General features: G+C 49.1%; 16 protein-coding genes. 7 read left to right on the forward strand and 9 right to left on the reverse strand.

Features of this window, described 5'->3' with window-relative positions; genetic code table 11:
• Positions 1-14: 14 nt before the first annotated feature.
• Genes EL628_RS13190 through EL628_RS13200 form a run of 3 tightly spaced genes read left to right on the forward strand, consistent with a single transcriptional unit; the run spans position 15 to position 4421 of the window.
• The gene (locus tag EL628_RS13190) at positions 15-1373 is read left to right on the forward strand and encodes an MFS transporter (protein ID WP_161975477.1); all 1359 of its coding nucleotides are present in this window, start codon (positions 15-17) and stop codon (positions 1371-1373) included.
• Between the two features lie 36 nt (positions 1374-1409).
• Positions 1410-4154 carry an ATP-binding protein gene (locus EL628_RS13195; RefSeq protein ID WP_126580400.1) on the forward strand — a complete coding sequence of 915 codons (2745 nt, stop codon included), beginning with the start codon at positions 1410-1412 and terminating at the stop codon, positions 4152-4154.
• A 51-nt stretch (positions 4155-4205) separates the two neighbouring features.
• Entirely contained in the window at positions 4206-4421 is a 216-nt protein-coding gene (locus EL628_RS13200; protein ID WP_126580401.1) for a hypothetical protein, read from the forward strand.
• Between the two features lie 94 nt (positions 4422-4515).
• Here EL628_RS13200 and EL628_RS13205 read toward each other — a convergent pair whose 3' ends face one another.
• Both EL628_RS13205 and EL628_RS13210 read right to left on the reverse strand, forming a co-directional pair.
• Positions 4516-6204, reverse strand: a complete 1689-nt coding sequence (locus EL628_RS13205; protein WP_126580402.1) for a helix-turn-helix domain-containing protein — start codon at positions 6202-6204, stop codon at positions 4516-4518.
• A 36-nt stretch (positions 6205-6240) separates the two neighbouring features.
• The gene (locus EL628_RS13210; protein ID WP_126580403.1) at positions 6241-6453 is read right to left on the reverse strand and encodes a hypothetical protein; all 213 of its coding nucleotides are present in this window, start codon (positions 6451-6453) and stop codon (positions 6241-6243) included.
• 843 nt (positions 6454-7296) lie between these two features.
• Here EL628_RS13210 and EL628_RS13215 point away from each other — a divergent pair.
• Positions 7297-10248, forward strand: a complete 2952-nt coding sequence (locus tag EL628_RS13215; protein WP_161975478.1) for a BTAD domain-containing putative transcriptional regulator — start codon at positions 7297-7299, stop codon at positions 10246-10248.
• Positions 10249-10330: 82 nt separating this feature from the next.
• Here the strand turns inward: EL628_RS13215 and EL628_RS13220 are convergent, their stop codons facing one another.
• The 5 genes from EL628_RS13220 to EL628_RS13240 form a co-directional block, all read right to left on the reverse strand.
• Positions 10331-12655, reverse strand: coding sequence for a glycoside hydrolase family 31 protein (locus EL628_RS13220; RefSeq protein WP_126580405.1), 2325 nt, complete (start codon positions 12653-12655; stop codon positions 10331-10333).
• 44 nt (positions 12656-12699) lie between these two features.
• Positions 12700-13605, reverse strand: a complete 906-nt coding sequence (locus EL628_RS13225) for a sugar ABC transporter permease (protein WP_126580406.1) — start codon at positions 13603-13605, stop codon at positions 12700-12702.
• 19 nt (positions 13606-13624) lie between these two features.
• Entirely contained in the window at positions 13625-14614 is a 990-nt protein-coding gene (locus tag EL628_RS13230; protein WP_218028912.1) for a carbohydrate ABC transporter permease, read from the reverse strand.
• A gap of 247 nt (positions 14615-14861) precedes the next feature.
• A complete protein-coding gene (locus EL628_RS13235) occupies positions 14862-16169 on the reverse strand; it encodes an extracellular solute-binding protein (RefSeq protein ID WP_126580407.1) in 1308 nt (435 codons plus the stop codon).
• A gap of 240 nt (positions 16170-16409) precedes the next feature.
• The gene (locus tag EL628_RS13240; protein WP_126580408.1) at positions 16410-16931 is read right to left on the reverse strand and encodes a MarR family winged helix-turn-helix transcriptional regulator; all 522 of its coding nucleotides are present in this window, start codon (positions 16929-16931) and stop codon (positions 16410-16412) included.
• Between the two features lie 238 nt (positions 16932-17169).
• Here EL628_RS13240 and EL628_RS13245 point away from each other — a divergent pair, with 238 nt between their 5' ends.
• Complete coding sequence (locus EL628_RS13245) at positions 17170-18741, forward strand: MDR family MFS transporter (protein WP_126580409.1); 1572 nt, start codon at positions 17170-17172, stop codon at positions 18739-18741.
• Positions 18742-18868: 127 nt separating this feature from the next.
• Here the strand turns inward: EL628_RS13245 and EL628_RS13250 are convergent, their stop codons facing one another.
• Positions 18869-19912, reverse strand: a complete 1044-nt coding sequence (locus EL628_RS13250) for an LLM class flavin-dependent oxidoreductase (RefSeq protein WP_126580410.1) — start codon at positions 19910-19912, stop codon at positions 18869-18871.
• 186 nt (positions 19913-20098) lie between these two features.
• On the opposite strand from EL628_RS13250, the gene EL628_RS13255 reads away from it, so the two are divergent.
• Positions 20099-20920, forward strand: a complete 822-nt coding sequence (locus EL628_RS13255) for a carbon-nitrogen hydrolase family protein (protein ID WP_126580411.1) — start codon at positions 20099-20101, stop codon at positions 20918-20920.
• Here EL628_RS13255 and EL628_RS13260 read toward each other — a convergent pair.
• The gene (locus EL628_RS13260; protein ID WP_126580412.1) at positions 20917-22290 is read right to left on the reverse strand and encodes a glycosyltransferase family protein; all 1374 of its coding nucleotides are present in this window, start codon (positions 22288-22290) and stop codon (positions 20917-20919) included. The two genes, EL628_RS13255 and EL628_RS13260, sit on opposite strands and share 4 nt — an antisense overlap.
• A 222-nt stretch (positions 22291-22512) precedes the next feature.
• On the opposite strand from EL628_RS13260, the gene EL628_RS13265 reads away from it, so the two are divergent.
• Complete coding sequence (locus EL628_RS13265; protein WP_126580413.1) at positions 22513-22998, forward strand: peroxiredoxin; 486 nt, start codon at positions 22513-22515, stop codon at positions 22996-22998.
• Positions 22999-23033: the final 35 nt, after the last annotated feature.

The raw sequence follows: 23033 nt of genomic DNA on the forward strand, positions 1-23033 counted from the left end.
GGAAGAAGAAGCCCTTGAGTACGATAGCAGAGAACAAAGCATCAACAGTTCTCAAACAGAAGACACCTTTTTTCGTGAGTCGCAATTATGCCTTTTTGTGGGGTGGGCAGGCTATTTCCAACCTGGGCGATCTTGTTTTTAACACGACGCTGGTGCTGTGGGTTGCGACGGTCATCGCCAGAGGGCAGACCTGGGCTCCTCTAGCGATTGGAGGGGCGGTTCTTTGTGGCTCGGTTCCCACCTTTCTTGTGGGTCCTTTTGCAGGAGTGTTTGTAGACCGCTGGGATAAACGGAAGACAATGATTGGGATGGATCTGGCGCGTGCAGCCTTAATCTCTCTCCTCTTCTTATTAGTTATCCCATTGCCAGGGTTGGCAGGCGGTCATCTACCGGCTCTGGGTCAGCTAGGGATGATCTACCTTGTCATTATCTTGACGACCGCCTGCTCACTCTTTTTTGATCCAGCGCGTTTAACCATTATCCAGGATGTGGTTGCTGAAGCTCACCTTGAGCGCGCAACCGGACTGGCTATTCTGACGCAGAATACCTTGCGTATTGTCGGACCTTCGCTGGCGGCTCCATTGCTCTTTGTCTTTGGCGTCCAATGGGCCCTGCTCATTAATATGGTCTCTTTTCTGTTCTCGGCTCTGGCTGTGACATGGGTACAGGCTAGCCCCCGGACAAAAGCGAAAACAGAGAAGCGAGGAACATTCTGGACAGAGTTTGCAACAGGTATTCAATTTCTGGTCAAGAGCCGGGTCTTAATTGTGCTTTTGTTAGCACTGTCATTTATCATCATTAGTGAGTCAGCTGAGCAGACGTTAGGCGTCTTTTTTATGCTGACAAACCTCCATCTGCCATCGGAGTTTTATGGCATTGTGGGAACGGTTGGTGGGATTGGTGGAATTCTGGGGGCATTAGTCGCCACCTATATTGTAGAACGCCTGGGGACAGTTCGTTCGTTCTGGTTGGGGATTATCGTCTTTGGACTCTTAATGTTTCTCTTCTCACGGCTAACATTCTTTATTCCTGCTTTAGGGGTGATCTTTCTGGTGGGATTTCCCGTTGCTGCTGCGAATGTTGCTTTGAGTCCGTTGCTGTTGCGCACCATTCCGCGCGAGGTTTTGGGGCGCGTTATTGCTGTCTTTACCACCTGTACCAGTGCCATTTCGATTCTTGCCGTCTGTCTCATTAGCACAGTAGCAAGTGCTCTGAGTGGGTTTCATGCCACCATTGGCGGGCTCTCCTTTGGCACCTATGACTGTATCTTGACCGCCTGCGGAGTATTGACCGCTCTTATCGGGGTAGGGGTGGCCCTGGCGCTACGTAATGTCAAGATTGGTCAAGCGGAGAGCCAGGAACGGGTCTATTAAATCATGGAGACGTGCTAACAAGAGGGATGCAATGTTATGCCAGATCTACCAACTGGTGCGGTAACCTTTCTCTTTACCGATATTGAGGGAAGCACCACGCGCTGGGAGCGGTATCCAGAACAGATGCGAGCGGCAGTTGCGCGCCATGATGCACTCTTAAGAGGCATCATGGACGCGCATAATGGTGTTGTGTTTAAGACCGTCGGTGATGCGTTTTATGTTGTCTTTGCTTCAGCAACGTCTGCTCTCATGGCAACTGTTGCGGCTCAACAGGCTCTGGCAGAGGAGGATTGGCCTGAAGCGATCCGTCCATTCAGAGTGCGGATGGCGCTCCATTATGGGGAAGCAGAACTCCGTGAGAACGATTATTTTGGTCCACCTCTCAATCGTGTGGCTCGTATCCTCTCCGCAGGCCATGGTGGACAGATCCTCTTATCACAGGCAGTGCTCAGTCTTGTACGCGATGCTCTCCCGGCGGATATTGTTGTACGTGACATGGGGAGGCATCGACTAAAAGATATCCAGTATCCTGTCCAGATTTTTCAACTTCTGGTTCCGGGCTTGTCTGAGCAGTTTCCACCATTAAAAAGTCTGGATCTGCGTCCAAACAATCTTCCGTTGCAAACAAATTCCTGTGTTGGCCGCGAAAGTGAGCTGGCCGATATCAGCAAATTGTTGTGTAATCCGCAAGTGCGAGTAGTGACTTTGACGGGGCCGGGCGGGATTGGAAAGACGCGTCTGGGTCTGTATGTTGTAAGTACGCTGATTGAGACCTTTACAGGTGGAATCTGGTTTATTGAGCTTGCAACCATTCGGAATAGTGAGGCGATTCTTCCAGCGATTTTTCAGGCCATGGGGGGATATGAGGCGACACCCCAATTGACACTTGAGCATTTGAAAGAACGTGTTGATGGGAAGACGCTCTTATTTTTTGATAGCGTTGAGCAGATTCCAGGAGCCGATACTTTTGTCGCAGAGCTATTGGTGGCCTGTCCCCACGTCAAGGTCATTGTAAGTAGCCGTAGAAGCCTGAATGTGAAGCAGGAATATCTGTATTCACTGAATCCCCTGGCCGTTCCAGAGACGCGCCAGACTCCTCCTCCAGAAGAATTGTTACAGTATGGAGCCATCGCCTTGTTTGTCCAGCAGGCCAGCGTAGCCCGGCCAGATTTTCAGCTTCAGCGCTCGAACGCAGCCCTGGTTCTGAAGATCTGTAAACGGCTGGATGGCCTTCCACTTGCGTTAGAACTGGCCGCAGCTCGCAGCAAGTTACTGTCCCTGTCCGCTATTCTCAAACGGTTGGATCGACAACTCCAGCTGTTCGCAGGGAATGAAAAGCAGCAGCAAGCAACGTTGCGTGGGACCATTGAGTGGAGCTATCTGTTGCTCAATACTGAGGAGAAGATCCTGCTCAACCAACTGGCCATTTTTCGCAGCGGCTGCACATTGGAGGCCATTGAGACCATCTGTCCTCTCTTTGAGGCAGACCAGAACGATGTATTTGCTCTCTTGCGATCACTCATTGATAAAAGCCTCTTACGCCAACTTGAGGGTGAAAATGATGAGCCGCGCTTCCGGATGATGTATATCATTCGCGAATATGCACTGGAGCAGTTACAGAAAGAAGAGGAGAGCGGAAACCTCAAGAGGCGGCATGCTCACTACTATCTGGCCTTAGTTGAGCGTATTGCTCCTACGCTGACAGGGTTTGAGCAGAAATCAGCCCTGGCTCTTTTAGAGGAGGAGCAAGAGAACATTCAGGCTGCTCTCGACTGGTTTATTGAAGAGGGCGAGCTCGTATCTGGTCTACAGATGGTCGAGTCCCTCTGGCGTTTCTGGTGGATGCATGGGCATCTTACCGAAGGTCGTCAGTGGCTGGATGCTCTCCTGAGATCTGACCAGATTGAAGAGGTTTCCATACCTTTGCGGGTGCGTGGCCTGGTGATTGCTAGCCGTCTGGCATCAAGTCAGCAGGATTATGAGCAATCTTCCCAGTTAGCTACTCAGGCTTTAGCATTGAGTCAGGACACGGGCGATCCGGTGAGCCTGAGTGCGGCCTACACCACACAAGCAGAAGTTGCCTTCCATAAAGGAGAGTATGGGCAGGCCACCTATTTTCTAGAGCAGAGCCTGGCTATTCAGCGTGCAGCTGGAAAGAAGAGAGATACAGCCAGTCTGCTGAATAACCTGGGCAATGTTGCTCTTCAGCAGGGGGACCTTGTGCGGGCCGCAAGCTTACAGGAAGAGAGCCTGTTGCTCTTTCGGCAACTCAAAGACCAATGGGCCATTGCGACCGTCCTGAATAGCCTGGGCGAAGTTGAGCGACGTCGGAGCAACTACAGACAGGCCTCTATTCTGTATAAAGAGGGGCTAAAACTCTGCCGTTCTCTGAACTATACCGAAGGATGTGCGACTGCTCTCGTCAGTCTGGGAGATATTGTGCGCTTTCAGGGGGATCATGAGCAGGCATCAATCTTTTATAAAGAGAGCCTGAGCCTCTTTCGTGAACTGAATAATCGCGTGGGGATCACCATCTGTCTCCAAGGTTTAGCCGAAGTTGCCTATATTCAGGAGCAGTTGGAGCTAGCAACCCGTCTCTTTGCCCAGGCAGAAGTGACCGCCTATGCGCTAGAAAGCTCAGTCTTGCATTATGAACAACATACCCATAGCGCCACACTAGAACAGTTGCGTACCTCACTGGACCAGGACTCCTTTGACGGCTTTTGGACAACCGGGCAGGCTATGACATTGGAAGAGGTCGCATTAGAAGTGCAAAAGTAGGAGGAGATATCCTGTTATAAGAAATGGATTGAGAAAGGAGGTGAGAAGGAGATGACGCAAGAAAATGTTGAAGAGATCCGGATTGTTGCGCGCAGGTTAGCCGAGAGGCTTCAGGAAGATGCTGATTTTAAAGAGCAAGTGCGCGAGAATCCTCAGCTTTTGCTGGATGAAGGACTGCCAGAGATGGCCATGGCAGACTTTTTAAACGCTACTGACCTGTCGGATGTCTCGGGCTATCTGGGCTGCACGACAATTAGCTCGATTTAAGATGGCCTTTTTTTGCAATGACTATTCTGAGTGGCAGGCTTACAGCAATCGAATCGATTGTGATGGGCCTGCCACCATTTATATTATATGTGTATTATAAAGGGGCGACCATTTTTTCATGGATAGAGATACGTTGAATGCTACTAAGGGCCTGACGACCTGTTCTCATGCTCTGATACCATTCTAATTGCTCATCAACAGAGGAGAGCGTCGATTGTGTCTGAGCCAGAATAAGCTGAGTGGAAGTACCAGCTGCTTCCGTATCCAGGATATGGTTAGTGTGCAGGACATGAGTTTCTGGAGAGTGGCCCTGTCCCAATCGATACAGAGTGATTTCTGCAAGCAGTCTCTTGCGGAGAAGGAGAATAGCGTCTTGCTGTTCGTTTATTCCAGCCTGTTCGATCAGCCCGAGGCAGTACAGAGCGTGAGAGAGGAACCGCTCCGGGCGGGGCCAGTTGCCAGTGTTTTGCCCCGGGTGGAATGGAAAAAACTGGATGAGTGTTTGGAGTGTCCACTCAATCCAATGGTGTTGTTGCTCAGGAGTTAGTTGATCGCGCAGAATGGTCTGTACAAGTGGATGAAGAGTGATTTGATGATCTTCTGGATCGCGTCGTAGCAGAGCTGAGGCATTGAGCAGCGCAAAGGCCTGATCGAGCTGAAAGAGGTTGGATAAAGGCTGCTGATATTCGCCTTCTGTTGGATAGCTGATAAGTTTCTCCGCTATGCCAGCGGGATGAAGAAACAGGCAACGCGAGAGAAACTCGACCGCCAGAGGGGAACGAGACTGGATCTGTTTAAACGCTTCTAGAATGGTCATAGCTATTGATACTGAGGGACTGCCCGGCGATCGCCCACACCATGTTAATAGTGCAGTTCTATTCTGCTGGAACCGTTCTAAATATCCACTCAGACTGCATCCAGTCTCTTCAATATAAGCACCGGCCTGTTCGAGAGCCAGGGAATGACCTCCAAACAGGCGACAGAGCTCTACTGCGTAGCTGCGAAGCTTTTCGTTGGCTTGTTCAAGCGTTTGATCGAATGTGAGCAGGCGAGCGCGGCGTAACAGGAAGCAAGCCCCTTCCTCTGTATTCATCGGGGGGATCGTCAGATTCCAGCCAACGCGGCCAGTTGCTGGTAAGCGTGTTGTAAGCAGAATATGGCCTTGGATAGTGTGGGTGGGGAGAAGTGAATGAACGAGGGAAAGATCTTCGACCTGATCAAAAATAAGCAGCCAGTTTTGAGCAGTGCGTACCCATAGCACAAATGCCTGACGGGCTCGTTGTTCATCCGTTTCCTGATGTGAGACAAGCTGCAAAGCAATGGCAAGCTGGAGGAGAGAGGCATTGAGCGCTGTCAGTGTTTGAGCATGGAGCCAGAGAATCGTATCATAATTTTGTTGAGATTGGTAGGCATATTCCAGGGCTATCTGCGTCTTACCAATACCTGCAAGCCCATTGAGGACCACGACCTGGATGGATTGTTGCGTGAAAATGGCGGTAATCTGTTGGAGAAGAGCGGCGCGGCCACCGAAGAAAGGATTGCGCTTTTCAGGAAGTAGGTACAGAGTCTGCTCCCGATCAATCGGCTCGTTCTTAATGAAACCCAGGGACTGGCTGTTCATCCCAAAGATCTGACAAAGTTGCTCACGAAAATAGAGACTGGGAATAGTCTGTCCCTGTTCCCAGCGTGCTACCGTGATCCTGGTTGTATTGAGTTGTGCTGCCAGTGTGCTCTGTGTCCAGTTGCGCTGAACTCTCGCCTGACGCAATAACTCATTGACCATAGCTCCTTCTCCTTCTCATCCTTTACGCATGCTCATTTATGTTTCCGGGCAGCCTAATTGATCAATGAGGTACTGACAAAAAGCCGCCAGGTCTTGATGTCCAGACTGACAGAGAACTTTTTTTTCATCCTCAGTGAGCTCAAAATCCCTACTTTGTAGGAAAACCAATGGATCATGTTGAAACATCTGCCAGAATAAAGGATCATGTAAAGCCATCCCAAGAATCTGATTGATCGTCTTCCAGGACATTCTATATCCTTTTCATCAGTAACTGGCCTATTTTGAGTGAATGGGCCAGGGATCGATTGGATCAATGGAAGCGGAAAGAATAGATCTGATTGCAAGCATGGTGGGAACCTCCTGAAATAGTGTAAGCCTCATCTGATAATCTGTTGTGCCTTTGATGAGGAGCGTTTCAACTCATCTATGCATAGTATAGAAAAAGAATCTCAACAAATTCTCAGCAGATCTCAGCAGTTTTTGGGGAATTGGTATGCAATAAATACCGGCATAAGCAGTTCATACTGTGTACAGAAGCTTCTAAGAACTCTTTGCAAGGAGAGATATTGGATTTATAATAAAGGTTGGACAGTTCTTTATTGAACATCATGTCACCCTATAACTCCTTTCGGTGAAATGATTTGCATCTTTTATGGCTTTTTATTCGTTTTGTGAACGGCGAAACGAAGCGCGACCTGCTCAGAAAGGAAATATTCCATGCTGGAACCTCACAGATCTAGGAGATTGGTGAGTCCGCTCTTCCCTCCCGCATGTCTACAACGCGCAAGGTTGCGCTCTCAACTTGGAGATGCTCTTTCTGGTCATTTAGTAGATTCACAGGCGAAGCGTCTTAACGTAAAGCTGATCTTACTTTGTGCCCCTGCCGGATACGGTAAAACTGTCCTGTTGACAGATGTATCAAGACATACTGATGTCACCTGTTGCTGGTATCAACTGTCTCCCGTCGATCAAGAGGGTAGCCTTTTCCTCTCTTCCCTGATCAAAAGTGTTCTCTATCGATTTCCACATCTTGAAGACAGCTGCCAGCCACTCCTCGAGCGCCTTGTCTCCAGCCCGGGAGATCAGAGAGAGATGGAAGCCTTATCGCTGGAAGTGCTTGATGCATGGATACATCTGCTCAATGAGAGGATCGCTGAGCGTTTTGCCTTCTTCCTCTGTCATTACCAGCATGTGGCGAAGAATTCGCTCATTGCAGGCATGATTAATCGTTTTTTAAGGCATGTGACTGCCAACTGTGTGCTGGTTATTGAAAGTCGCGTCTTACCCAATCTGCAATTTGTGCATTTATTGGCACATCGTCAGGTCTTGAGTATCAACAGCAAAGATCTCAGCTTTACGGCAGAGGAGGTCTACCATCTGGCTCAGATCCAGGAAGTCCATGATTTTACCTATAAAGAGGCAGAAAGGATTGCTACTGATTTCGAAGGGTGGGTTGCTGGCATTCTGCTGGGGACGCGAGTGGGTGGGCAGCAATTTTTACACACTCCGGGGCGAGGGGCTTCTCAACTTTCCCCTCATCTGTTTCAATATTTAGAGACCGAGATTTTTCGCGACCAGGAGAATCTTTATTCCTTTGTGCGAGAGGCCGCACTTTTTCAGCATCTCGTACCAACTATTTGTGCCAGCGTTTTAGGAAGAGAGGATGCCGAACAAGTCTTAGCAAGACTCGAAGAGCAAGGATTATTTGTGACACTGCATGGAAGTGGATCGCATATTTTTTATACCTGTCATCCAATTCTGCGGAGACTCTTGCTTGATCATTTACGTGAACAATGTCCAGAACAGTGCCTTCGTCGGCATCGGCAGGCATTGACCCTTTTTCTTGCTGCGGGCGATGAAGAACAGGCTTTATATCATGCTCTGGAGGGCGAGTCCTATGATATATTTGTTCGCCTTCTTCTGAAAAACGCAGACACCTATCTGGCGCAGAATCGCGTAGAATTACTTACTTTCTGGCTCGAACGTATACCAGTAGAGATAAAAAAGAGCTATCCGCGTCTCAGCCTGGTACAGGCAAATATCGCGCTGATGAACGGGAATTATACAGTAGCTTTAGAGCAATTGGCCACATCACCAGTTGCTCGACTTGATGCCATGGTCGAGCAGGAAGATACTGTTGATCATCGTTTACGCATTGAACAGGAGATTACGAGGAGCAAAGCGCTCTTTCAGGCTGGAGAGCTTCATCAAGCAAAGGCTCTCTGTCAACAGATTCTTAAGCGCCTATCTGATGACGAACTGGCTTTGCGCTGTGAAGTCCATCTGCGCCTTGGCGTGTGTCTGAATCTATTGGGAGAGACCGCCCCCGGGATTCAGCATTTACAGCGGGCACTTCAACTCAATGGACGACATACATTGAATCGTCAGGCGGCGGATACCCACAGTGCTCTGGCTAATGCCTATAGTATCTCAGAGAACTTTACACTGGCCGAACATCATCTCTCTCGTTCGCTTCTCTGTTGGGAAGAATTCCATGATGAGCGAGGGAAAATCACCAGTCTGTTGCAGCGCGGCATTCTCAAGCAGCGTCAGGGGTTACTCACAGAAGCTGAAGAGGATCTTCAACAGGCTCTGGCACTTGCAAGGGGCCCGGTACGTTTTCTACGAGGCGAAGCCTATGCTCTGGCTAATTTAGCAGATCTGTTTTTGGACCAGGATAAGCTTATTCAAGCCTTAACGGTTGCTGAAGAGAGTCTGGCCCTGGCTGGTCAGTTAAAAGATAAACGTCTGGCCGTTTATTGCCTCTACAAACTGGCCATGGTCTATCTGCTTAAAGGGGATTCCTCAACCGCCTTGCTCTTTATTTCAGAGATTCGTGCCCCAGAAGACGGAAGCAGTATCGATAGCTATGAATACAATATGTCTACAATTGCGTATGGTACGGTACTGCTTTATCAACAAAGATATGAAGAAGCGCTGGCTTTTCTGGTCGAAAAGAAAGCAGCTTTTGCATCCTCTCCCAGAGTGCTGGTGCAGCTTCTCATTTCTCTGGCTCTCTGTCGGCTGTCACTTCTTCAAGATGAAGCGTTTGTTAGCACGATAGATGAGATCTGTTGTTTCTTTACCAGCCATGGGAGTTACAGAAATCTCGCTCTGGTGGAACTTCGCCGTCATCCAGCGTTGTTGCAAGCCATCAAATCACGTCCAGATATGCAGCAGCTAAGAGGGCTACTGCTGTTAGAGGAGGAACCATCGCATAGTGTTCATGCTCAAAAAACAGTTCATGTTGTCAGTGCAACAAAGCCACAGATTTCACCTCCTCAGGAAGAGAGCCTCACATTAAGAATTGTGGCCTTTGGTGAGCCTGCCGTGATCATTGGCGGAAAACCAGTGACCCATTGGCGCATGGCACGCTCGATGGAATTGTTGTTCTTCTTTCTCCACATGGGCCGCCCATTGCGCAAAGAAGAGATTTTGACCGCTTTATGGTCGGATGTTGATGAGCAGACGGAGTCTACTCTTTATACAACCATCTACTATTTGCGCAAGATTCTGGGCCATAGTAAGTGCATAACCTCTCATGCGGGGACCTATAAGCTAGACCTTACTCCTGTATATGGTAAACATGTATGGTACGATGTCGCCGAATTTCAGCACTACTATCAGCAGGCGCAGACGGCCCTGGCCTGTAAAGAGATAGCGGTGATGCGCGAAAAGTTATTGGCAATGATACATCTGTACCAGGGGGATTACCTGCGTTCAATCTATAGCGATTGGTGTCGTACGCAGCGCGATGAAGCTCGCACCCTCTATTTAAATGCTCGCCGATCTTTAGGGCAGATTGCATTGGATGAAAAAGCGTTTGATGAGAGCATTATGCACTGGCAGCGTATGCTTGCCCTGGATAACTGCCTGGAAGAGGCGCATCTGGGGATTATGATCTGTTCTGTAGAGTTGGGAAAGCGCGGATTGGCTATTCGTCAGTATCAGCAATGCCGAGAGATTCTGCATCAAGAGCTTGGAGTTGAGCCAGGTCATGCGTTGCAGGACTTGTATCAGCGTCTGAAAGCAGCCATCTTATAAAAGATGGGCACTCGTACTCGTACGGGTGCCCATCTGAAGTCTTTCATACTCATCCGTTACCATGAGAGATGACTCATGTGTATCACCGTTGATGAATATTTGAGAGCTCAATAGTGACCTGGCCCTGACCAGCCGGAACACGGCTGGTAAAGACCTGACCATTGAGATACACAATGATCTCATACCATGTGCGCTGAGGATGATAGCGCTCAAAATGCTCTTCAATAGTGACAGTCGCACGCTCTTCTTGAGCGTTGCAAGTGATCAATGTCTCGGCAAAGATCCCTTGCTCATGATCATGGCTGGCCCCATCATCATCATAGAGTGTATAACTTGCCGTCCCATGAGAGGTCATATAACAGCGAATCGTCAATGGATCAGTGGCTTTTTCGTCTGTATGCTGCATCAGCGGACCCATGGGGAAGATGCTATTGCCGCGAACGAAGAGAGGCCAGCTCTCTAACGGTGCAGCAACGACATGAGTCTGATTCCCTTCATAGGTCTGCGCACTCCAAAAATCGAACCAGGTTCCAGCGGGAAGATAGACCTCGCGGCTGGTTGCGCCTTCCATATACAGCGGAGCAGAGAGCAATGTCTCACCAATGAGTAGCTCATCTTCAACAGTAATCGCTTTTGCATCCTGAGCAAAGTGATAATAGAGCGGACGGAGAATTGGTGCACCAGTGCGTGCCGCTTCAGCAAAAAGTGTATAGAGATAGGGCAGACTACGGTAGCGTAGCTCAATTGCTGTTCGATAGGCACTCTCATATGGCTCGCCAAACGACCAGGGTTCCTGGTGAGCAACAAATTTGGCATAGTGATTGCGGCAGAAAGGCATAAAAGCGCCCAATTGAGCAAAACGGACGAGGAGCTCACCATTGCTATCATCCCAGAAGCCGCCAATATCCATCCCCACAAAAGGGATGCCACTGATATTCATATTCAGCGTCATTCGCAAAGCGAGCGAGATATGTTCCCACGAACTTGTATTGTCACCAGTCCAGACTGCGGCATACCTCTGCACCCCTCCAGTTCCTGAACGTGTGAGGACAAATGGGCGTTGGTCTGGTTGCAGGCGGCGAAGGCCCTCATAGGTAGCGCGGACCATCTGCATACCATAAGCGTTATGAAAGAGGCGATGAGAAGTTGGAGCACCATCGGGACCAGTATGGTTCTCTCCGCCAGCGCGGTGAACAACATTCTTATCCATCGTCTTGCCATGCATATGCTCGGCACTGTGCTCAGACAAAAGCTTCGTCATTGCCGGCTCATTCATATCATTCCAGATGCCCGCAACCCCGAGATCAAGATGATCTTTATAGAGCCCACCCCACCACTCGCGTACCGCCTGTTGTGAGAAATCGGGGAAGACACAGATGCCAGGCCAGACCTCGCCCAGGAAATGCTTCCCATTGGGATAACGAACAAAGTAGTCGTTATCATTGCCCTCTTTATAGACAGGATAAGCCTCATCGATGGCAGTACCTGGATCGATAATCGTGACGGTGCGAATGCCCTGCTGACGAAGATCCTGAATCAGTTGTTCGTGATGGGGGAAGGTCTCAGCATTCCAGGTAAAATTGCGATATTGATCCATATAATCAATATCCAGCCATAAGGTATCGCAGGGATGATTGCGTTCGCGCATCGTTTGCGCAATCTCACGCACCTCTCTGGCAGTATCATAGCCATAGCGGCTCTGATGGTGTCCCAGAGCCCAGCGGGGTGGAAGATGCATATGACCAGTCAAATCAGTATACTGCCGAACCACATCGGCAGGAGTTGGGCCAGCAAAGAAATAGGCCACCAGAATATCATCCTCAACCATCAAGCGTAAGAAATCGGGATGCTCATGACCCAGATCCACCTCTACCTCACCAGTATGATCGACCAGCAGACCATGCGCATGTCCATTCGTACGATTAAGAGCGAGATAATACGGAAGAGAGACATACATCGTCACCGTTTGATCGTTATGATGCATTGGAGGATCGATATTCCATGTTGGAAAGGCCTGGCCACGTTTATCCATAGAGCCGGAGCGCTCACCGAAGCCAAAGAGATGGTGTTGGGGCTGAAGAGGACGGAAGAGACGCAGAGCCGTAGGACTGGCCTCAAACTGAAAAAACTCTTCGATATCTGTAAGCTTCTGCTCAACAACTGGCCACGCCTCATCTCCCTTATCCACCATCCAGGAGTGATAAGGGAGCGTGCCATCAGCACCACTGGCCAATTGATAGCGTCGATTATCGAGCTCTGCACCACGCTGTAACACCACGCGAGTAATGTCGGGGCCCAGGGCTGAGCCAATGACTGTATAGTCATGCCCAGCCTCGTCCAGTCCATGCCAGAAGCTATGTCTGCCCTCCTGTCCAAGGAGGTGAAATGAATGAATTTTGGTAAACAAAAGAAAAGAACCTCGAATCTAAATGAACATCGACCGCCTGGAGTCTAGCCCTTCACACTTCCACCGGTCAGACCAGTGACCAGATAGCGTTGAGCCCAGATGAAAATGACCAGAACGGGAATGGTTACCAGCACAGCAGCGGCTGCAAGGTAGCTCCAGTCAGCACCAAAGTTATGGACAAAGCGCTGAATGCCAACGGCCAGGGTCAGATTGGAATCGCTCTGGAGGAACGTAAAGGCCATCATAAACTCATTCCAGGCTGTCATAAAGTTAAAGAACGCGACCACTGCAATACCAGGGAGCGTCAGAGGGAGAATGATGCGCCAGAAAACCTGGAAGGGTCCCAGACCATCCACATTCGCAGCCTCATCCAGTTCTTTAGGAACAGCATCAAAGAAGTTTTTCAGCATCCAGACGCTAAAGGGAAGTGCTGTCGTAGCATAGGCTACAACCAGGCCAAAGATATTATCCAGCAGACTGAGCTGGGCAAACAGCAGATAGAGTGGCACAATCAGCAGGACCGCAGGAAACATCTGCGTTACCAGGAAGAGGAGTAACAGACCCTGTTTGCCAAAGAACTGCCAGCGTGAGACCGCATAGGCGGCGGGAGCGGCCAGGATCACCCCAAACACAGTTGTGAGAGCCCCGATTTTCAGACTATTGAAGAACCAGGTAATGAAAGCTCCACCGAGCACATATTGATAATTGCTCCAGGTGAAGACGGCTGGAATGAGCTTTAGATCAAACACATCGTTTGGTTGTTTAAACGAAGTCGAGATAATAATCAGCATTGGCAAGATACAGAGCAGCACAGTGATTATCATCACCACGTGAGCACTGATCGAACCAACAACCTTCAGAGGCTTTACCCGTTTCTGATTGCGTGGACGGCGTGTGGTTCGGGTTGATCCGGCAGGTCCAGGCTGCGCAATTGTGGTTGTTTCTTTCATCTTTTCCATTCCTTTCGCCTTAGTACACAGTCTCATTCGAGCGAAGCATGCGCGAATAAATGATGGTAAAGACCAGTAAGATCACCAGGATAATAATGCCATAAGCGCCACCGAGACCGTAGTGCTGAGGCACCTGGAAAGCTTTGGTCCAGGCGTACGTAAAGAGCGTCTGCGAGCGATTGAACGGTCCGCCCTGCGTGATGAGATAAATCACCGCAAAAACATTGAACGTCCAGATCACATCAAGCATAGTGGAAAGGAAAGCGATTGGCCGTAACATAGGCAGAGTAATCGAGCGGAAGCGCTGCCAGGCACTTGCGCCATCCATAGCCGCCGCCTCATACATCTCTGCTGGAATACTCTGGAGTCCACCCAGTAGAGTAACAGTCATAAACGGGATCCCAAGCCAGATATTCACAATAATCACAGAGATCAGCGCCCAGGTAGGGTCCGAGCCCCAGGCAATCGCGGGCAAATGGAAAATATCCAGCAGCTTATTGATATAGCCGCCCTGCTGATTGTAGAGGAAGCGCCAGGCGAACGCAGCTACAAATTGAGGCATGGCCCAGGGGACCATCAGCAGCGTCCGATAGATCGTGCGGCCACGCATTGGCCGGTTAAGAATGAGTGCCAGACCCATAGCAAAGATAAAGTGAAAGAAACAGTTTGCAACGACCCAGATGATTGTCTGAAAAATCACATGGCTTTCATCTGAACCGGGCTGGAACCAACCAGAGATAATGGTGGTATAGTTTTGCAGTCCAATAAAATGATACGTTGCGGGATAACTCATAGCACCAATCTGTTGTGCAATATTCGTCTGATCCGCATTCGTAAAGCTAAGAATCAGCCCATTCACAAGTGGGTAGAAAACGATCACCGCCATACAGATGATGATGGGGGCCAGCCAGAGATAGGCTCGAAGTGTTATTTTTAGCTTTTGTTGACGATCTCTTTTATCCTGCTGAGCTGCAGAAGCGACCGGTGTTGTTTTTGCTTGCATAGCCATGAATTGCTCCCTACTCTTTACCTGTACCAGGGGGTCCGCGACTGAGAGAACATATCTCTACATTGAAGATCCATCATGGAACCTAAGCGCGCTGTTCCGAAAGAAAGAACAGCAAACGAGATGAATGGGGTGTATGAAGTACGAAAAAAATTTTGTGACAAGACTGGGAAGGAGGGATCATTCCCTCATTCCCAGTTGGATAATCAACATCCATGCAATAGCAGGTAGGTTTCTTTTAACAGAAGGACTACTTGCTAGCGAGAAGCTGCTGCCATTTCTCGGCCACAGCATTCAGAGCATCGGCAGGGGTTTTTGAACCACCCAGAGCGGCCTGAATGTTGGGATCGAAATCGGTGAACAGCTGTCCACCCTGAGGGATGACAGGGCGGCTAACCGCGCTATTGCGGATGGCATAGAAGGCAGAGATGATAGGATCGGCGGTAACTGCCGCATCTTTATACGCGCTCTCGCGGGTAGGCAGAGTATGGTTTGCGGTTGCAATCTCAACCTGACTGCTGGTCGAGCTCATGAAATTGATAAACTTGGCCGCTTCAGCAGGATGTTTGGTGCCAGCGTAAGCGACATAGGAGTGACCGCCGGTAGGTGAGCCAGTGACGCCGGTAGGGCCAGCAGGGATAGCAGCGATACCGAGGTTGGTTTTGTCAGCAAAAGCGCTACCAGTCAAGATGTTCGATGTCTCCCAGGGACCATTGAAGATCATTGCCGTGGTGCCATCTTTCAGATCGTTGACCATATTGTTGTAGCCATTGTTGAAGTCAATCTTGCCAGGCATCACCTTATCCTGATTCTGAAGCTTGGTCAGGAATTCCAGACCAGCAACGGAACCAGCATTGTTGACCAGCACCTTATTGTTGGCATCGATCATGCCGCCGCCAAAGGACCACAGGAAGGGCAAGGTAAAATAGGAAGCGCCAGAGGTCTCGAAGGCATACTTGGCAGCTCCGCTCTCAACAATTTTTTTCGAAGCAGCCTCAAAATCACTCATGGTCTTAGGAGCGCTGGTAATACCAGCTTTGGCCAGGATCGCTTTATTGTACTGAATGGCCAGGAAGTCCGTAACCTGAGGAAGAGCATAGAGGTGACCATCATATTTGCCGTAAGCCAGAGCATTAGGCAGATAATCCTTCTGATCGGTCTCAGAAACATACTGATCCAGGGGAAGCAGATAGCGGGTCGACGCAAACTGAGCAATCCAGCCCACATCAGAGCGAAGCACATCAGGAGCAGTGTTTGACTGAGCTGCATTAGCAAACTTCGACTGTGTCTGATCGAAGGGCTGATACTGAGCATTAATCTTAATATCAGGATTCTGCTTCTCAAATTCACCAATGAGCTTGGTGATCACGGGAGCTTCCGCTGTCCCTTCAGTATACCAGTAATTCAAGGTGACCGGGCCGCTGGTGGTGCTGGTGGAACTACCACCACAAGCAGAGAGGATGACAGTCAAGAGCACGAGCAGTGTGCTCAAGCTGGCAGCAATTGTGCGAGAACGTCGATGTTTCATAATGACTCCGTAGATGGAAAGATTATTCATCAACTCTTCTTTGTCTCCAAAGAATGTCGACTGCCTGATACCTCAGGACAACAGGACAAAATGACCACCGTGTAAGATCTCCTGATCTTTTGTTCTGCGCAAGTCAGAGCAAAAGACAAAGCAGTAATCTTTTTCGATGTAACCCGTAAGATTTCAGCGTACTGTAAAAGGGCGCACCTATACTAGACTAGCTATGCTCACATTTTTGAAAAAAACAGCAGCATAGCGTGAAAGAATTCTTTAGGGATTACATGAGACTGGCAGTGGTTCTGATGAGATAACGCGTTCAATTAGAGTGGGAACCTCGCCACTGGCAAATTGACTTTCCAGCAAGGTAGTTGACTGCTGAAGCGCCTGCTTTAGCGCCTGGAGCGTTGGAGTACCCAGAGGACTGAGGCGAGTTGAGATCATCTGCTCACGGGCAGATTTGACTTTATGGCGCAATGCTTGCCCCTCTTCGGTCAAAATAACACGTGTATAGCGGCGATCTCCATCTTTTCCTCGCTGGCGTTTTGCAAGATGGGCCTTCTCTAATTTATCGACCACACTGGTCATGTTACTTTTGTCACAGATCAACAGATCGGCAAGTTCACTCAATGAACGTCCCTGTGGGTCTTCGAGATGAACCAGAGCCCAATACTGTGTGGTGGTTAGACCAAAGTGTTTGAGCAACTGGCGATCACCTTCATCAAGGTGAATGAATGTACTGGAAATGAGTTGGGCTAATTCCAGCTCAATTGAAGAGACCATCATCGGCTCCATATACGTGGTTTTCCTTCCAACTGTTGACCGTTCAACTATCAGAACAATAGTAGTATAGCAATCAATGGTTGAGAAGTCAACTGTTTTGCTTTCGATTTTTCGCAATTTTGCTTTCAATTGTAAAAGGTGGAAGTGATGCTGTCAGAGTGTGCAAAAAAAATTACCCATTTTCCTCTGTACCATACTCCTCAATATAGGGTATAATAATTTTATCATTTGATAAGGAGTGTGCGGAATTATGGCAGAGAATCCAACGTTGCCTGTTGAGTCTCAACAGGAGCATGATTCTGGTTATAAATGGCGCGTACTGGCAAGTGTCGTTGTTGGCTTATTTATGGTCATTCTGGATTCGACAGTTGTCAATGTCGCGTTGAAATCATTGCAGCAACATTATTCGGTCTCAACGAATGAGGCTCAGTGGGTCATTAGTCTCTATACCCTGGCTCTAGGTATTGCGACTCCTCTCTCAGGTTTCCTGGGTGATCGGTTTGGAGTTAAGAAGGTCTATCTGACAGGTCTGGCTCTGTTTGCATTTGGCTCACTGTTGTGTGGTATTTCGACGTATCTGACCTCGTTGCCTTTCTTGATTACGGCTCGAGCTATTCAGGGTATTGGTGGTGGTATTGCATTGCCGCTGGGAACTGCTCTTCTTTTCCGTTCGTTTCCGGCCCGCGAGCGCGGCGCGGCTTTCGGTATCTTTGGTATTGTGCTCGTTTTTGCACCAGCGATTGGCCCATTACTTGGTGGCTGGTTAGTTGATCAGAATCAGATCCCCTGGATCTTCTTCTTAAATCTGCCAATTGGAGCTGCTGGACTTTTCATTGGTGGCCGTTTCTTGAGCGAGGCTGCTGGCTCACCACGTGTGCGTACCGATATCCCAGGTATTCTCCTCTCGGCCATTGGTTTTGGCTCCATCCTCTTTGCCGCCTCAGTGGCTGGTGAGCAGGGGGCAGGTTGGACGGATCAACGTGTGATCATTGGTTTTATTGTTGGTATTATTGCTCTGCTTATCTTTGCGATTGTTGAGTTACGAACATCTGAGCCTTTGTTGGATCTGCGCCTCTATGCAATTCCAACTTTTGCCATTGCAAGCGTTGCGAGTATGGTTGGTACCATTGCTCTGTTTGGAGCAGAGTTCCTGCTGCCGCTCTACCTTCAGATCTTGCGTGGCTATACGGCCTTTGGAGCCGGTCTGGTCTTATTACCATTGGCGATTGCCTCGGCCTTTTCGAGCTTTCTGGGTGGACGTCTGGCCGATAAGATTGGACCACGCCTTCCGATTGTTGCAGGCTTCTTGCTGATCAGTTATAATACCTACCAGCTTTCACAGATCGAGCTGAATACAGATATCAACTTCATTATCTTCCTCTTGATTTTACGAGGTCTTGCGGTTGGTCTGATTATTCAGAATAGCCAGGTGGCGGCTCTTCTGGATGTTCCGTTGAATCGTCTTAACCGGGCGACTCCGCTGATTCAGGCGACGCGGCAGACGATGCAATCTATTGGCGTCGCTGTCCTGGCTACTATCCTGACCAGTGCCATTACGTTGACGATTCCTGCCAGTGCCAATCAGGGTGGAGATCTCTCAAAGCTGCCACCTCCGATCCGTGAGGGGATTCTGCATCAGATTCAACTGTTCCAGAGTCAGTACATTACCGGTCTGCAACATGCCTATCAGGCAACTTTCGTGATTGCTCTTGTGGCCACGTTGCTCTCCCTCTTCCTGCCCGGATGGCCTGGTAAGTACAATTCAGGGAAGAATAAAACTGTTGAGGCTCCTGGCGAAAAGCCACCTGTTGAGGTAGCCTGAGTGAATAGTTGTCAGGTTTCATGAAGAGGGTCCCCGGGGGTATCATTACTGATGGCCCCAGGGACCCTCCCTCTATGTCTGCCTCTTTTGTCTCTTTTACTCACCCTTATAGACGTCAGAGCCCGTTTTATTGAGCTGTGATTTTATCAACTGATAAGTTTTGAATGCCAAAAGCGTCTGCCATGAGCTCATAGATTTTGATACGATTGTCGTGTCCATAGACCATTGGCGCGAGCATCAGTTCATCTGCACCTGTCTGTTCAACCAGTCGGAGTAATTTATCGCGAAGGATTGCTGGACGTCCTACATTCTGGCGTGAACGGGTCTCCTGGATCACCGCAAGCTCTGATGGTGAATAGCGATAATGCTTTGCCTCTTCGGGCGTAGGAAGTGGACCAGCTTTCCCTGTACGCAGGCGGAGCCATGCCAGGGCCATTGCATTGGCCAGATCTTCCGCTACCTCATCGCTTTCCGCTGTAATCACTCCTGTTGTCAGAATGACCTTTGGCTCCTGAAGGCGTTTGGATGGGACAAAATGGTCTCGATAGAGCTGAATAGCTGGAATGGCATACCCTGGATTAATATGATGGGCAAAAGCAAAGCCCAATCCCTGGGTAGCGGCTTCGCGAGCACTAAAATCGCTTGATCCCAGAAGCCAGATAGGAGGAAGCTGGACATCGGTTGGCGTTGCCTGCACACTGCGGAATGGGTGTCCGGCAGGAAAACCATCGTCCTCTCCTGCAAAGGCCAGAAGTTCAGCTAATTGAACAGGAAAATCATCGGCATTGAGCGCCTCCCTGCTCCGGCGTAGCGCAATAGCAGTACGAGGATCTGTCCCAGGAGCGCGGCCCAGTCCCAGGTCAATTCGCCCTGGATGTAGAGCCTCCAGGACGCGGAAATTTTCTGCAACTTTGAGTGGAGAATGATTGGGAAGCATCACACCGCCAGAGCCAACTCTGATCCTCTGAGTGGCTTGCGCAATATGCCCAATCATAATCTCTGGCGCAGGACTGGCCGTCATACTGGTGTTATGATGTTCCGCCAGCCAGTAGCGATGATAGCCCAGACTATCAGCTAATTGAGCCAATTCAATTGAGTGAAGAAGTGCCTCACGGCTATTCGAACCGGCGTCAACCGGCGAAAGATCCAATAATGAGAGTGGAAGTGTCATGAAGAACATCCTTTATTAAAAGAAAATGTGATAGTGTTTCATCAGTATGTCTCTTATAATGAGAACAATAGGAATGCAGAAATTTATCCCAACTTTTCTCTCTGATTGTTTTTGATCTGTTCACCATCGCCAGTATGGTCAAAAATGAAAGATGTTGTAAACGGTTAGCATGCGGCAGGAGGTATCATGCAGATAAACATTGCAGTTGTGCAATTTTCCATTAGCCAGTTTGCCCCCGCGACCAATTTGCGCAAGGCCGAAGCCTTTATTCAACAGGCTGCAGGGCAGGCCAATGTCATTATCTTTCCTGAAGATGTTGTGACTGGACCACTTTCACGTGCGATAGCATATGCTGATTCTGAACAACGCTATGTACGTCATTTTCAAGAACTGGCTCGTACCTATCAGATCGATATTGTGCCCGGCTCAATTATTGAAGAGGAGGCCGGGAAATTTTACAATACGACCTATTATATTGAGAAAACAGGCGAGATTTTGGGACGGTATCGCAAGGTGAATCTCTGGTTATCTGAACGCTCTTATCTGACACCAGGACACGATTTTCCTGTATTTGAGACCCCTTATGGTAAAGCTGCCCTGTTGATCTGCTGGGATCTGATCTTTCCAGAAGCCTTTCGTGCTCTGACCAGACAAGGAGTTGAGCTTGTCTATTGCCCCAGCTACTGGTGTTTTGAGGATGCTGGTGTTGGATTGAAACATGATGCCAATGCTGAGATTCACCTTGTTGATGCTTTGAGTGTGGCACGAGCCTTTGAAAATGGAATTATCTTTGTCTATGCCAATGCAGCCGCCTCTGCAACAGGAACCGATCAGTTGATCGGCCACTCACAGATAACCGTTCCATTTAAAGGGATTGTACAAAGATTTGCTCACAGTAATGAAGATATGTTTATACAGAGCGTTGAAACCTCTCTGCTGGCAGATGCAGAGCGGGCCTACGAGATTCGTCAGGATCTGGCGACCCGCTTGCTTGAACCACTCTGTTAAAAAGAAGCGAGCGGTTGACGTCTACGAGCATCAAACCAGTTGCAGAGATAGGCCAGCGTAATAAACAGGAAGAGCGCATTTCGGAGGAAGACTACGGTGAAAAAGCCGTAAGGCATAATCATGATCTGTCCATCTATTGCACTGGGAACCTGAGCATAGAAAAAGGCATAAATGAATGTTGTGAGCAGCGAGAGCAGGCTCCAATTGAGCAGCCAGAAGCCACTACTGGCGCCCGCATAGGCCAGCAAAGGGATCAACCAGATAAGATATTGAGGGCTAAAGACTTTTCCCGTAGCGACAAACAGAAGAATAAGAGCAATACTGGCCTGCAAAAGATCATAGCGCTGCTGATACTGTTGCCAGAGAATGACAAGTACTCCGATGATAAATCCGAGCGTCCCTAATCGTGACAACGGATCGGCCAGCGTACTTACAAAATTGATTGAGCCATAAGTATAGATATTTCCCTGCCAGGGAGCTCCCACGAAATGCAAGAGCCAGAGCAGAGAGCCGCTCATTGCTTCGATCTGAAGGGGACGCTTGACAAAATACTGTACCTGACTCAGAATTGCGCCATCGACATTGAAAAGAGCAAAAAAACCAGTTACAGCGCCCAACAGCACCACAAAAAACACACAGTTGGCCCACTGCCAGTGCCGAATTGCGCGTATGAATTGACTCACCTGACCAGAGAATGTCACTTCTTCTGGAGCTCGCAGGCGACCTGTGCTGCGCTGCTCAGCCAGAAAGAGAGCAGGGAACAAGAGAATGGGATAGATCTTTAATAGGACACCGATAGCAAGTGCCAGATATGAGAGTCGCCAGCGTTGGCGCTCTGCGAACAGGACACAGAGAAGGGTGCAGAGAGCTGGAAGCAGATCATAGCGCATCAATACAAGGGCTGCTGCTCCAATCACGCTGTAAAAAATAAAGAGCCGGGCCGATCCTCGTGGCCCAAAACGCTCAAGCAGCCAGAAGATCAAGAGAAGTGTCAGGGCCATCAGACCGACAAACACATATTGGTAGAAAGAGATTGGAAACAGGAGCGGAAGTGAGAAAGGAAGCAATGTAAGTGGGGGATATTCGCGTGGAAGCATCTGAAAAGCGAGTTGAGGCCCTGTAGTTGGAAGAAAGTGGCATTGCACAGCTGGCACCCAGGAAGTCGCCTGTTTGCCAAACCAGAAGGTAAGGGCATAGCATTGATAGCGAGCGGGATCGGTTGTAGGCCAGAAGCACTGTCCAAAGCCAATGGCCAGGAGTAAAAGGAAAAGACAAGAGAGCCAGAAGCGTGATTGAGAAGTAGTCTGAGCAGAGAACCAGGTTGTGAGAAGCGTCTCTAGTGCATGTGCGCGTTTTCTTAGCATTTTCACTAATCTGCAAGATTCCTTTCGTCGGCCTTTCAAAGCATTTGACGTTGTATCAAGCGTAGTGCTACAATTTTGGACGGAGCGTCCTGGCGCCTGACAGTGTTACAACGTTGCTGCTTTATGCTAGGACGTGTGGGACTCAGCAATTGTCACAGCGCAAGCTTGAAACAGAGATATCTTGCATAGAGTAAAAAGACCAGAGCAGTATTGGAAGGATAGAGATTGATGGATAGCAGAAATCGTACACAGACCAGAACACTCAAAGTTGGCGATGTCGCGCCTGATTTTACTCTGAAATCCGCTCATGGTGAGCCCTGGCATCTGGCAGATCTGCGCGGAAAAAAGAACGTCGTACTGGCATTTGTTCCTTTTGCGTTTAGTAGCGTCTGTTCTGCGCAATTGCCATCGTATGAGGAAGAGCTCGAGCGCTTTAAAGATTTCGACACAGAAGTTGTGAGCATTAGCGAAGATAGCACCTATGCTTTGACTGCGTGGGAGAAGGCCATTAACACCTCATTCCCATTGCTCTCAGACTTTTATCCCCAGGGCCAGGTTGTGGACCTTTATGGTGTACGTCACCCTGCTGGCATGGCTGAGCGAGCCCTCTTTGTCATTGATCGTGAGGGAGTTATCCGTTATATCGAAGTCCAGCACAGTCCAGGAGAAATGCCCAATAACGAAGACCTCTTCGAAGCACTGCGAAAACTCTAAATCTTTCTCCCTGCTACATACAAAAAGTCTCTTAC

Source organism: Tengunoibacter tsumagoiensis (assembly GCF_003967535.1).
Lineage (GTDB): Bacteria > Chloroflexota > Ktedonobacteria > Ktedonobacterales > Ktedonobacteraceae > Tengunoibacter > Tengunoibacter tsumagoiensis.

What these genes read in the sequence shown, in the direction of transcription:
- EL628_RS13195 (WP_126580400.1), top strand. Translation starts at nt 1,410, where the DNA reads ATGCCAGATCTACCAACTGGTGCGGTAACCTTTCTCTTTACCGATATT.
- EL628_RS13200 (WP_126580401.1), top strand. Translation starts at nt 4,206, where the DNA reads ATGACGCAAGAAAATGTTGAAGAGATCCGGATTGTTGCGCGCAGGTTA.
- EL628_RS13205 (WP_126580402.1), bottom strand. Translation starts at nt 6,204, where the DNA reads ATGGTCAATGAGTTATTGCGTCAGGCGAGAGTTCAGCGCAACTGGACA.
- EL628_RS13210 (WP_126580403.1), bottom strand. Translation starts at nt 6,453, where the DNA reads ATGTCCTGGAAGACGATCAATCAGATTCTTGGGATGGCTTTACATGAT.
- EL628_RS13215 (WP_161975478.1), top strand. Translation starts at nt 7,297, where the DNA reads ATGGAAGCCTTATCGCTGGAAGTGCTTGATGCATGGATACATCTGCTC.
- EL628_RS13225 (WP_126580406.1), bottom strand. Translation starts at nt 13,605, where the DNA reads ATGAAAGAAACAACCACAATTGCGCAGCCTGGACCTGCCGGATCAACC.
- EL628_RS13230 (WP_218028912.1), bottom strand. Translation starts at nt 14,614, where the DNA reads ATGGCTATGCAAGCAAAAACAACACCGGTCGCTTCTGCAGCTCAGCAG.
- EL628_RS13235 (WP_126580407.1), bottom strand. Translation starts at nt 16,169, where the DNA reads ATGAATAATCTTTCCATCTACGGAGTCATTATGAAACATCGACGTTCT.
- EL628_RS13240 (WP_126580408.1), bottom strand. Translation starts at nt 16,931, where the DNA reads ATGGAGCCGATGATGGTCTCTTCAATTGAGCTGGAATTAGCCCAACTC.
- EL628_RS13245 (WP_126580409.1), top strand. Translation starts at nt 17,170, where the DNA reads ATGGCAGAGAATCCAACGTTGCCTGTTGAGTCTCAACAGGAGCATGAT.
- EL628_RS13250 (WP_126580410.1), bottom strand. Translation starts at nt 19,912, where the DNA reads ATGACACTTCCACTCTCATTATTGGATCTTTCGCCGGTTGACGCCGGT.
- EL628_RS13255 (WP_126580411.1), top strand. Translation starts at nt 20,099, where the DNA reads ATGCAGATAAACATTGCAGTTGTGCAATTTTCCATTAGCCAGTTTGCC.
- EL628_RS13265 (WP_126580413.1), top strand. Translation starts at nt 22,513, where the DNA reads ATGGATAGCAGAAATCGTACACAGACCAGAACACTCAAAGTTGGCGAT.